A 12,652-nucleotide genomic window follows, 5' to 3' on the forward strand; every position below is an offset into this window, starting at 1 on the left:
CAAACCAAGTACGAGTAAACCCTCAATACCCGACATATGTACCGTTGGTATATGTCTTCCTCCCGACCGATTTGACCATAACAAACTAGTTAGCTCTAAACCAGGCGATGTTTTTAAAAAAGCCAAGATCTAGCTCTAAATTATAGGAGTCTAACTTCTCAGTAAAGTGACTACTTCAAAGTAGTTGCGGTTATAGCAGTAAAAATTAGCTCTTCTTTCGTACACGAGACGCTAATTGATAGCGTCTTTTTCTTCGGTATCAAATTTTGGACAACATTGAATAGACTCTTTATCTTCGCACATATAAATAGGGATTGAGTCGAACCGACAAAGCACTTCATTATCAATTCTGCTATTTCTATATATATAAGGATTATAAACCTATGACACCTACAAAAATTACCAATAAAATTTTGCATATTCATCCTCTAAGAAGATGCAATCTGCGCTGTCTCCACTGCTATAGTTCGTCTAGTCCAGAAGAACGAGAAGAATTAGAGGTCGAACTTTTACAACAAGCGATTGCTGATGCTAGTGAAGAAGGCTACAGTGTTCTAAGCGTTTCGGGTGGCGAACCGATGCTTTATCAACCCCTAGAGGAGCTATTAGCAACCGCTCATCGCTATCAAATGAGAACGTCTATTGTTTCTAACGGTATCTTATTAAATCCTTCTCGTTTAGAGCAGTTGCAGGGGTTGATAGACATAATTGCTATTAGTTTAGATGGCAAACCAGAGTTACACGACCGCCTGAGAAATAAATCGGGTGCGTTCGCTCACATGGTAGCCAAACTAGAAGGATTGCGTCGGTCAAAAATTCCTTTCGGGTTTGTGTTTACCGTCTCTCGGTTCAACTTTCGTGACTTGGGTTGGGCGGTCGATTTCGCTCTCGAACAACAAGCAAAATTATTACACATACATCTTTTAGAAGAAATTGGCAGAGCCAAAGAAAATTTATCGGGGATAGAACTCAACGAGACTATTGCCGCTTATGTCTATTTTCAAGCTATGAAGTTAAAAGATAAAGTAGGCGATCGCTTAAAAATTCATATCGATCTATTACACCAGGAAACACTTAGAGCAAATCACGCTTATTTTTACGCCGAAGAGAGCGAAAGTTCGCTAACAAAGATACCTCTAGCCGAAATAGTTTCACCTCTAATTATCGAAACTGATGGCACTGTCGTTCCGTTACAACATGGAATGGCAAGAAAATACGCTTTGGGTAATTTGAAACAAACAGCTTTACCTCAACTAGCACGTCAGTGGCAAAAACAGAAATATCGAGCTTTTCGCCAGCTTTGCCAGCAAGTAGAGCAAGAATTAATGCTACCAGCAGAATTGCCAATCAAAAACTGGTATAGAGAGATATTTAAACGGGCAGCGAGCGTGTAAAGCTTGGGACGTATCGAGCGTTAAATTAATTTAAGCAAATATAATTGCATGACTGCGGTGGCTTGCGCCAATCGACTTTGCCGCTTCCCCGCTCATACCAATTCTCGAAAATACTGTTTTTTCACTCTTTTTGGGGTTTAATATTTACTTGACCAGGTAAAATCGGACATAGTCAAATTACTAGCATCAACCCCAATTAAAGTCGCTAAAACTTCTTTAGTCTCACTTACACTTATCTTCGTTCCATTTTCATTAGTTCCAATTGTCAATTTATTGAAGTCTAAACCTCCTGCCAGTATCAGCGAGTCAATACCAACTTGAAAATCAAAAATCGTATCGGTTCCCGCACCTTTTTTCAGCACGAATTCATCAGCACCAATACCACCAAATAAACCATCATTGCCTTTACCACCGTCTAAGCGATCGCTACCTCTGCCCCCATCGAGTAGTAAGTCATCGCCACTATTACCGCGCAGCACGTCATCTCCAGAACGTCCTAATAAAACATCATTGCCTTTTAGACCATCAATTACGTCATCGGAGTTATTAAACCCTTGAAGGATATTATCCAAATCGTTTAAAAATGTCGCCGTATTAAAATTAAACACGCGAGAGCGAATTTGCTCGGCATCAAACACATCAAAGCTATCGGCAATTGTTTGTTGTCCGTCGAACAAAATGTTACCGATACCTGATGGTAGATTATCTAGCTGTTCTAAATTGAAGTCTGACAAAATAACTGTGGTGTCTGCTACTCCTTTAAACGTAAGTTCTAAATCTTTATCATTTTGAGTGAGAATTAGATTATCGGCAGTTAACTGCGAACCAACGAATTTAAGAGTATCGACCTCATCAATAACCCTGGCGGGAGGATTAATCCCAGTACCCACGCCGCCAAAGTCACTGATGATTACTCGACCATCGCCAGTATTGACAGTAAATGTCTTTTGTCCACCCGAACCAGAAACAGCGGTGCTGAAGTCAATTGTAGTTGTAGCCACAGCACTAGTATTATTAAAAGCCGCACCATCATCGACAGTAAATTCGAGCGTGCGATTTCTCGTATCTAAAGTCTCAGCAGTATTGTTGTAAGTAACGGTTTCTAGGACTTGGCGATAGTTATCAATGTTGTCTTCACCAGTGAGTGAAAGGGTACCAGTAGCAAGATTATAATCGGCAGAGATATTGGTTCCAGCAGTATCGGCAGACAGTAACTCGTTACCTTTATTGAAGGGATTGGTAATAACTACCGTTGCTTCAGAGAGGGCATTGGAATTAGAGTCGGTCAAGGTGAGATTGTTGCCATCTAAGATAGAAACGGGACAGTCAGTAAAGGTAGCGAGCGAGTCGCTGCCTGTATCTATGCCGTTAAGGTCTAGTTGAGGTGCGGCATTGCCGAAGACAATATAGCTTTCTCCTCGGCGATCGCTGAAAGTGCTTCCATAACGAGAAATTGGATTGCCAGCATAAGGTGCGCTGACAAGCAGGTCGTCGATGCTGTCATCGTTGATGTCTCCCGCGCCGCTTACTGAAAAACCAGTGTTATCAAAATTTTCGTTGCCTACTAATATTAAGCTTTTACTGCTATCGAGAGCGTCTACGGCGAGCTTGCCATTGCTACCAACTTCGCCATTGCCAAAAACTATAAAGCTCGCGCCAGGACCTGGACGTGAAAAATAGTTGTATTCATAATATCTGCCAGCATCAGGAGCACCGATAATCAAATCTTCAAAGCCATCGCCATTAACATCTCCCGCATTGCTTACCGAGCGACCTAAAAGATCGCCTTCTTCTTTACTTTCGAGAGTAAAACCATTACTACCATCCAGCACTTTGGGATCGATAGTGCCGCTATCTCCTACTTTATTACTGCCAAATATGACATACCCCAAACCCCGCCCAGCTAGATACCCTCCCCTTTGATAAAAATTAAGAGCCGCACCAATAAATAACTCATCGAAGCCATCACCGTTGACATCTCCACTGCTTACTGAAACACCAAAGTAATTACCAGAAGAATTATCATCAAGAACAAAGCCATTATTGCCATTAAGAGAGTCTAGAGCGATACTGCCGCTAGTCCCAACTGCGCTACTACCAAAAATTACATAAGTCTCTCCTTTACCACCTGCTCTGCTGTAGCTATCAAAAGAACCAGGTGCGCCGACAACTATGTCATCGAAACCATCGCCATTAATATCTCCCGCACCGCTTACTGCAAAACCAAAGCGATCGCGATCGTAGGAATATGAAGATTCATTACCACCATCAATGCCTTTAAGTACAAAACCATTACTACCATTAAGCGAGCTTAGATTTATACTGCCATTGCTGCCGATTTTACTCCCACCAAATACTACATAGCTTTCACCATTTTTTAGAGGTTTGCTGCCATAAGGGTCGTAATATGGGACACCAGCAGCATTAGGCGCGCCGATAATTAGATCGTCAAAGCCATCGCCATTGACATCACCCAAACTACTGACTGCGCTACCAGAGTAGTCGCCGCCATAGATACCTTTAATTGTAAAACCATCGCTGCTACTGAGTGAAGCTAGTTCCAAACTGCCGTCATTGCCAATTTCACGATCGCCAAATATTACATAGCTTTCTCCATTAGTTGTATATTTACGGTCGTAAGAACTGTAGGTTGGTATACCGCCTTTTGCACCTGGTGCGCCAACAATTAAATCGTCGATACCGTCGCCGTTAACATCTCCTGCATTGCTAACAGAACTTCCAAGATTGTCGTCTGAGTCAGAACCTTTAATTACAAAGCCATTACTACCATCGAGCGAACTTGGTTTGACATTACCATCGCTGCCAACTCCACTACTACCAAATATTACGTAGCTTTCACCTGCGGGATCGGTACCTGGTGCGCCAATAATTAGATCGTCGATACCGTCGCCGTTAACATCTCCTGCATTGCTAACAGAGCTTCCAAGACCATCGTATTGAGAGGAGCCTTCAATTATAAAGCCATTACTACCATTAACGTCGTTAAGATTTAAAACGTTCTGGTTTCTGCCAAAAATTATATCTAAACTGAGAGTAGTTGTAGCTACTTTACTAGTGCTATTAAATAAAGCTCCTTCATCAACAGTAAAATCGAGCGTGCGCTTGCCTCTAGTTGGAGATTTAGCAGTATTGTTGTAAGTAACGGTTTTCAATACTTGCTGATAATTTTCAGTACTGTCTTTGCCAGTAAGAGTTAAAGTACCACTACTAGATTCTTCAAATTCATACTCAGCAGTAATATTGGTTCCAGAGGTATCGACAGCAAGTAACTCTTTATTGCCATCAAAAGCATTATTGAGAACTACCGTTGCTTGTGAAAATGTATCGGAGCTTGAATCGCCCGTTGTTAGATTGTCAGCATCAACAACAGCAACTGGAGTACCAGTAAAAGTAGCTGTGAAATCTATATCTGCTGCATCCCCGTTGAGGTCGAGTTCTGGAGCGTCATTGCCAAATACCACATAGCTTTCTCCCGCATCATCATTGCCATTAGGATCGGCATCTGGTGCACCAACAATTAGATCGTCGATACCATCTAAGTTAATATCTCCTGCACTGCTTACAGAATTACCAAAGCGATCGTTTTCATCTATTCCTTCAAGCACCGCCAGATTATCGTAAGGCTCTTCTATTCTCAAAAAATTAATGTCATCAAGTTCTTCTCCCCCAAACACTACATAACTTTCTCCTATATTGCTTATATCTTCTCTTGAAGTGTTTGCGTAGGGGGCACCAATAATAATGTCATCAAAGCCATCACCGTTAACATCCCCCACTTTACTAACAGAACTTCCACTTTTAGCATTGAAGCTCTCACTAAGGCTAGGACTAATAACTAAGCGGTTGACATTGTCTGAATATAGTTCGATAGCACCATCACTACCGAGTTCTTCGTTGCCAAAAATTACATAGCTCTGTCCTAGTCCACTAAATTCAGCACCTGGTACGCCGATAATCAGGTCATCAATACCGTCGCCGTTAAGATCTCCCGCACTACTGACTTTAAAACCCAACCCGTCAAATTCAGTAATTTCGTTAAATACAAAGCCGTCAGTCCCATTAAGTGTATTTAGATTGACATTGCCACCATTACCAATTTTATTGCTACCAAAAATTACATAGCTAGTTCCCGTGCGAGCGTAATTGTAATAGTCACCAGAAGTAGTGCCAGTCGCGCCGATAATCAGATCGTCAATGCCATCACCATTAACATCGCCTGCACTACTAACAGAACGACCTGAATAATCATATTCAACGATACCATCGATTGCAAAACCGTCGCTACCATCAAGGGCATCTAACTCAATAACACCGTTGCTGCCGAGAGCTTGGCTCCCACCGAATACCACATAACTTGCTCCAGCTAACTCGAACTCTCCAGCGTTAGCATCGGGTGCGCCAATAATAATGTCGTCAATGCCATCGTTATTGACATCGCCAGCACTGCTGACGGAAAATCCCAAATCGTCTCCTATTGCCACACCATCAATTACCAAGCCCTTGCTACCATCGAGAGAACTTAGTTCGATACTGCCATCGCTACCAACTTCTGTTCCCCCAAATATCAAATAGCTTTTGTTTGCTTCGGTATCGGGAGTATTCAAATTGGGTGCACCAATAATGATGTCATCAAAGCCATCGCTATTAAAATCTCCTGCATTGCTGACAGAGAAACCAAAACCATCGCCTACTTCAACACCATCGATGACGAACCCGTTACTGCCATCTATCGAGTTCAAATCGACTGTCTCAGCTTTATCAATTACGCTGCTACCAAATATTACATAGCTTTTTCCTTTACCAAAGTAGTAACCAAAAGGATATTCTTTGTATATTTTCTCAGGCGCACCAATAATGATATCTTCCAAACCGTCCCCATTTACATCTCCAGCATTGCTGACAGAATATCCCAAGCGATCGCTAGACTGAATACCGTTAATCACAAAACCATTGCTACCATCGATGTCATCTAAACTAAAAAGATTTGCCATAATAATTTAGCTCTAGCGAATTTGCCTAAATTAACCCGTTTTATTTAAAGAGTTTTTACAGCAAATCATAGCTTTAACGATTCGGTGGGTGCTTGAGTTGTAGTCAAATTTAATAACTTGTATTTTCAGTTAACCAAATTATAAATAGACTTCTTGCATGAATAAAAGATGGTCATGTACAAAATTTGTGGTTCGCGGAATGAGAAAGAATCTTGTCTGAGCCAGGATTAAAGCGAAGAATTGGCATAACACTGTAGCATGACTGTCTGAATGAGAGCAAGTTGCTTCTCTTCTTTGCTACTGAGTTGTTTGGGGACTGGCACTCCTAATAGCATCTACTATCTGTCCTCCTTTAGCTTGGTATTCCTCTTGTCTCAGATAGCGGTCAAATTGCTCAAATAACTCTTCAATCATTTCTCCTCTGCTTTTCTTCTATCTATTTTTTCATCTAGCGACCGACTCAATCAATTTTTCGAGGTGCTCTTATGAACATTTTGAAAGGAAATTGTGCGATGAATAAAATAGCTAATTTGCTTAAACCGAAGATTTCAATCGTATTAGATCTAAACAGAATGCAGTACAAAAGCAGACCTATAATCTTTCGCTGCATTCTGTTACTGAAAATGAAAACCACAATTTATTTTTCAATGTTAAAGCATATAGTTAGCCTTGGGGTTATCGGTGCAACCGTAACTTTATTTTCTGCCACCAGTCAAGCGGTCACTGTCGAAGAAGTAGCTAACCCCCGTCAGACAAATGGTGGATGGGTTACGGACATGGCAGATATTTTGAGTAGCGAGACGGAAGACAAGCTAAATAGTCTAATTACTAATTTAGAACGCGCTGACGGAACGGAAATTGCGGTAGTTACCATGCCAGAAACTGCTCCCGCCGTCTCTCCCAAAGCCTTTGCTACCGAACTTTTCAATTATTGGGGTATTGGTAAAGAAGGACTAGACAACGGCATTTTGTTTTTAATTTCCGAGGGAGATAACCGCATCGAGATTGAAACTGGCTATGGTATCCCCGAAAGAATGTCTGATGAATGGGTAGCTACAATTATCAATAATCAAATTTTGCCTCAATATCGCGTAGGGGATTTTGATGGCGGTACTTTGGCAGGAACGCAAGCATTAATTCAGCAATTACAATCCGATCCTAAATTTATTTTCAACGAGCAAAATTTTTGGCTGTTGTTACTTACAGGTACGGGAGCGATCGCCATTGTCGGTGGAATAACACGCTTAATTCGCAGACGAAACAAAATATTTGTCAAACCAGGTAAAAATCTTAGTTTACAACGTAAGGATACTAGGACTGTCTGTTGTGCCAAGTGTCGCCAACCGATGAATAGAACCAAGGAAATCGTATTAACCGATGCTCAAAGGGTTGCTCAAAGGTTAGGTAGCGTCAGCTATCGCGCTTATCATTGTTCGCACTATAATTTGTTCGACAATTCAGTTGTTGCTTATTTTTCCGATTCCGATCGCTATGAAGAATGTTCTAAATGTCAAGAATTAACGGTAGTTAAAACGGGTAAAGTAATTACTCCTGCTACTACTAGAAGTTCTGGCGAGCTTCTCTCAATCCGAAAATGCCATTGCTGCGATTATTATCAGGAGAAAACCGAGATAATTCCAGCGATCGCTAAATTTAATCCTCAACGAGATCGAACTCACCACAACAATTTTCATTCTCATCACCACTATTACTCTGGTGGAGATAGTTATAGCGGTGGCGGTAGTTCGGGGGGGGATTTTGGCGGCGGTTCTAGCGGTGGCGGAGGTGCTGGAGGTGGTTGGTAAGGTTATTTTTCAAGAAATTCTTTTGTGTGCTTTTTGCATTTTTATTTATCATATATTTTTATTTGTTAAACATAAAAGTTACTTTTACTTTTTAAGACAAACGATAGAAGTAAGTAACAAAAAAATGTTTTTTGTTAGATGTCGCATATTCTTTTTATGAAAATAGTTTTACCAAAATCTATCCGCACTTTTATTAGACAATAATTTTTAATAAAATAAATAATCAATATAAACTACAATCAAGTTATTGTTAGTAACAAAGTTCAAAAAGTGTGTTTAAATAACCTAAAAGTTAACAATATATCGAATTATTAAAGACCGATAAATGAAGAACAGCAACGCACCATTTTTGAGTTCAGATGTTTATTCCGAGCTATCGATCGACGATTTGTTGGCAAAATCCACAAAACTAACAGAAGATTGGCTTTTACAATTTGCTAGCAAACCAAAGTTTACAGAACAGCTACAATTAATCTTTGATTCTGAAAATAATTTCGATCGTTTTAGAGAAGAATGGCAAACACACGACTTTTACCTTCCTACCATAAAAATAGACTTTTCACAGGAGCTTAATAAAGCAAACGCAGCGTTTTCTGGTGATACCAATAAAATTTATTTTTCTCAAGAGTTTTTACTAGCAAATCAGTCTAACCCTAATGCGATTGCAGCAGTTTTATTAGAAGAATACGGTCATTATCTTGATAGTAAAATTAATTCTACCGACGCGCCAGGGGATGAAGGAGCAATTTTTTCGGCTTTGGTAAGAGGAGAAGAATTAAACACTAGTCAATTACAGCAGTTTAAAAATGAAGATGATACTTCTGTCGTAATTTTGGATGGAGAAGAAATTGCTATCGAGCAAAATACTCAGATTACTAAACTAACAGATAGTATTTTTTGGAATTTTTCTCCAGCAATTTCAGACAACAATATAGTTTGGGAGGAGTATACAGGCGACCTATTTGAAGCCGTCTTGTCCGATGATTTTGAAATAATATTTTATGATGGTCAGATTACCAAACAACTAACAGGTAACGTCGAAGATGATACTTCTCCAGCAATTTCGGGCAATAATGTAGTTTGGGAGCAGCGCGATCTTGTTGGTAATGGTTATGAAATAATATTTTATGATGGTCAAACTACCAAACAGCTAACAGATAACGATCTGGATGATACTTCTCCAGCAATTTCAGACAACAATATAGTTTGGGAGCAGTTTGATGGTACTGACTCTGAAATAGTATTTTATGATGGTCAAACTACCAAACAGCTAACAGATAACGATCTGGATGATTCTCTTCCAGCAATTTCGGGTGACAATATAGTTTGGCAGCAGTCTGATGGTAATGACTCTGAAATAGTATTTTATGATGGTCAAACTACCAAACAGCTAACAGATAACGATCTGGATGATTCTCTTCCAGCAATTTCGGGTGACAATATAGTTTGGCAGCAGTCTGATGGTAATGACTCTGAAATAGTATTTTATGATGGTCAAACTACCAAACAGCTAACAGATAACGATCTGGATGATTCTCTTCCAGCAATTTCGGGTAACAATATAGTTTGGCAGCAGTCTAATGTTTGGTATCAGTCTGATGGTACTGACTCTGAAATAGTATTTTACGATGGTCAAACTACCAAACAGCTAACAGATAACAATCTCGATGATTCTTCTCCAGCAATTTCGGGTAACAATATAGTCTGGGTAGAGTCCTATAGCAATGCCTCTAATATAATTCTAGCTAAGATAGCCAGAGGTTCTACTGTCTATCGTTTCTTCAATCCGACTGCGGGAGTTCATTTCTACACGGCTGATAGAAACGAAAGTGATTATGTTCGCGATAACTTAGACAACTACAATTATGAAGGAGAGTCTTACGTTACTGTAGACCCCTTAACGGGAAACGATGCAGAAGAAGTTTATCGTTTCTTTAACTCCACTACAGGAGTACATTTATACACTACAGATGAAACAGAACGAGATTACATCATCGATAATCTCGACAATTTTGCCTACGAAGATGTCAAGTTCCATGCCTACGAAACTGAGATAGAAGGAACAGTACCCATTTATCGCTTTTACGAACCGACTATCGGCGTACACTTCTACACTCCAAATGAAGGCGAAAAAACCTATGTCGAAGACAATCTCTCTAACTATACCTATGAAGGCATTGCCTATTATGCTTTTCCTATTAATGAAATTTAAACTATTAAAACATTATGAATAAACAACCTATTTTAATTAAAGACATCAATCCAGGTACAAATAATTCTTCTCCCGAAAAGTTGACTGTGATTAATGATACGCTATACTTCACTGCTAATGATGGTAATAATAATAGAAAAATTTGGAAAAGTGATGGTACTTTAGGGGGAACTGTTTTAGCACCAAATGATATTAAGAACGATGATTTAGTAAATCCTGCTGACTTACCAGATCCCTATTTTAAAACCGATATTAATATTAACGGTACTCGTTATTTTACTGATGGTTATGAGTTACGCAAGAGCGAAATTTCTTCTAATAAAGACGTTCTAATTAAAGAATTAGATGACTTTCTTACTAACATTCATAGCTTTACCGAATATAAAGATACCCTTTACTTCGTGCTTGAGTTTGGCGAACAGAGTTCTGCCCAAAGTTCCCAACTATGGAAAAGCGATGGAACATCTAAAGGAACCGTTTTAGTTGAAGAATTTTATTCTTATAGCGTTACTGGCTTTACAGAGGTTGATGATTCGCTCTTTTTTAATGTTGAGATTTATGATGGTGAGTCTTTCACGTCCGAACTATGGAAGAGTGATGGGACAACTGAAGGAACTGTTATAATCAAAAGTTTTGATATTTCATCTTCGAGTGATGATGTTTATATTCACGATTTAACCAAGGTTGGAAATGCTCTTTATTTTACTGCTGATGACGGTAATGGGAGAGGACTGTGGCAGAGTGATGGAACGTCTGAGGGAACGATGCTGCTCGAACACATTAATCCTAACGGTAATTCCGACCCTAATAATTTAATTGAGGTAAATGGCAACTTATATTTTACTGCTGACGACGGGGTTAATGGAGTAGAACTATGGTCGGTTTCGACAACCACACCGCCTACTATTGCTTTTGAAACCGCAAAGTTTGATGTAGAAGAAGGCAAAGAGGCAACAATTACTCTAACCCGTAATGGTGAATATATAAATACTGTTTCTCTAGTTAACATTGACGTAGAAGGCGGTACGGCTACTATTGATGATGACTTCAACAATAATATTTTTCCTCAAACGGTTTCATTTGCCGCTAATGAAGTAGAAAAAAGTTTTACACTTTCTTTAGTTGATGATACGAAGTTAGAGCAGACTGAAACAATTGAATTAACTATTACTGCCGAAGATAATGCTGTTGTTGCTAATGATAATTTTAAGGCAACAGTCAACATTAGCGATAACGGTAATGATACTCCTCCAATTGTCTATCGTTTCTTTAATCCGACTGCGGGAGCGCATTTTTACACCGCCGATAAAGTAGAGCGAGATTATGTACGCGATAATCTAGACAACTATGACTATGAAGGCGAATCTTACGTCACTGTAGATCCTGTATCGGGAAGCAGCCCCGAAGAAGTCTATCGTTTCTTTAACTCCACTACAGGAGTACATTTGTACACCACAGATGAAAACGAAAGAGATTACATCATCAACAATCTCGATAACTTTGCTTATGAGAATATTAAGTTTCATGCTTACGAAACCGAAATAGCTGGAACTGTACCTATCTATCGCTTTTACGAACCGACTATTGGCGTACATTTCTATACTCCGAATGAAGACGAAAAAACCTATGTCGAGAATAATCTTTCTAACTACACCTATGAAGGCATTGCTTACTATGCTTTTCCTATTAGTGATGTTTAAACTATGAAAGTGCTTTTGTAAAAATTGTTTTTATGTACTAAGCGCGATTGCCGAAGGCAGCGGCAGAGCCGCTCGCTCAATCTCAAAAGCTCTAAGAAAAACAGATATCTAGACTTTGAGATATCTGCAATACTTGTTTTCTATTTGTTGTCGAAAGTTAAAAAGAAATGGGGACGGCAGATAATTCTGTCTCAACGCCATCCTGCTCTAATTCTTCGCTTTCAGTCTTAATTGGTAAACACAGAGTTACAGTATCAAGATGGTTAAGTAACTACAGAACAGAAGGCCTCAAAGCTTTACTAGCAAAAGGAAAAAGAAGCTTAATCCCTTATTGGAAGAAAGTCTCAAGCAAGAATTAGAAGACCCAGAAGGATTCTCTAGCTATAAAGAAGTTCAAAGCAGCGCATTCGCTTCTGCGGTCAAAGCAGTACACAATGAAATCTCTGTTTTGGTTTTGCCTTCTGCCAGAAATTTGATGGCGAGCAGCCAAATTATGATACAGCTTTTGCCAGTGTTCTAAGTTCAACTG

The 12,652-nt window shown here is 39.6% G+C and carries 6 protein-coding genes; 5 read left to right on the top strand and 1 reads right to left on the bottom strand.

All coding sequences use genetic code 11. The features are described 5' to 3' along the window. Nucleotides 1-383: 383 nt before the first annotated feature. Nucleotides 384-1,394: a radical SAM protein gene (locus tag KV40_RS16835; protein WP_036483946.1), complete on the top strand. Its 1,011-nt coding sequence runs from the start codon at nucleotides 384-386 to the stop codon at nucleotides 1,392-1,394. A gap of 137 nt (nucleotides 1,395-1,531) precedes the next feature. Here the strand turns inward: KV40_RS16835 and KV40_RS32240 are convergent, their stop codons facing one another. Next, on the bottom strand, nucleotides 1,532-6,406 hold the full coding sequence (locus KV40_RS32240) for an FG-GAP repeat protein (RefSeq protein WP_052055707.1): 4,875 nt from the start codon (nucleotides 6,404-6,406) through the stop codon (nucleotides 1,532-1,534). Nucleotides 6,407-7,029: 623 nt separating this feature from the next. Between KV40_RS32240 and KV40_RS33450 the strand changes: the two genes are divergently transcribed. The 4 genes from KV40_RS33450 to KV40_RS16860 all read left to right on the top strand — a co-directional run bounded on the left by KV40_RS33450 (nucleotide 7,030) and on the right by KV40_RS16860 (nucleotide 12,643). Then, entirely contained in the window at nucleotides 7,030-8,211 is a 1,182-nt protein-coding gene (locus tag KV40_RS33450; protein ID WP_036484187.1) for a YgcG family protein, read from the top strand. 325 nt (nucleotides 8,212-8,536) lie between these two features. Next, on the top strand, nucleotides 8,537-10,423 hold the full coding sequence (locus tag KV40_RS16850; RefSeq protein ID WP_036483948.1) for a hypothetical protein: 1,887 nt from the start codon (nucleotides 8,537-8,539) through the stop codon (nucleotides 10,421-10,423). A 14-nt stretch (nucleotides 10,424-10,437) separates the two neighbouring features. Then, nucleotides 10,438-12,123, top strand: a complete 1,686-nt coding sequence (locus tag KV40_RS32250) for a Calx-beta domain-containing protein (RefSeq protein WP_052055708.1) — start codon at nucleotides 10,438-10,440, stop codon at nucleotides 12,121-12,123. Nucleotides 12,124-12,454: 331 nt separating this feature from the next. Next, nucleotides 12,455-12,643 (top strand): hypothetical protein, encoded by a 189-nt coding sequence (locus tag KV40_RS16860; protein WP_036483950.1) that lies wholly within the window; start codon nucleotides 12,455-12,457, stop codon nucleotides 12,641-12,643. Nucleotides 12,644-12,652 lie beyond the last annotated feature (9 nt).

This window comes from Myxosarcina sp. GI1, from assembly GCF_000756305.1.
Classification (GTDB): Bacteria; Cyanobacteriota; Cyanobacteriia; order Cyanobacteriales; family Xenococcaceae; genus Myxosarcina.

What these genes read in the sequence shown, in the direction of transcription:
- KV40_RS16835 (WP_036483946.1), top strand. Translation starts at nt 384, where the DNA reads ATGACACCTACAAAAATTACCAATAAAATTTTGCATATTCATCCTCTA.
- KV40_RS32240 (WP_052055707.1), bottom strand. Translation starts at nt 6,406, where the DNA reads ATGGCAAATCTTTTTAGTTTAGATGACATCGATGGTAGCAATGGTTTT.
- KV40_RS33450 (WP_036484187.1), top strand. Translation starts at nt 7,030, where the DNA reads ATGAAAACCACAATTTATTTTTCAATGTTAAAGCATATAGTTAGCCTT.
- KV40_RS16850 (WP_036483948.1), top strand. Translation starts at nt 8,537, where the DNA reads ATGAAGAACAGCAACGCACCATTTTTGAGTTCAGATGTTTATTCCGAG.
- KV40_RS32250 (WP_052055708.1), top strand. Translation starts at nt 10,438, where the DNA reads ATGAATAAACAACCTATTTTAATTAAAGACATCAATCCAGGTACAAAT.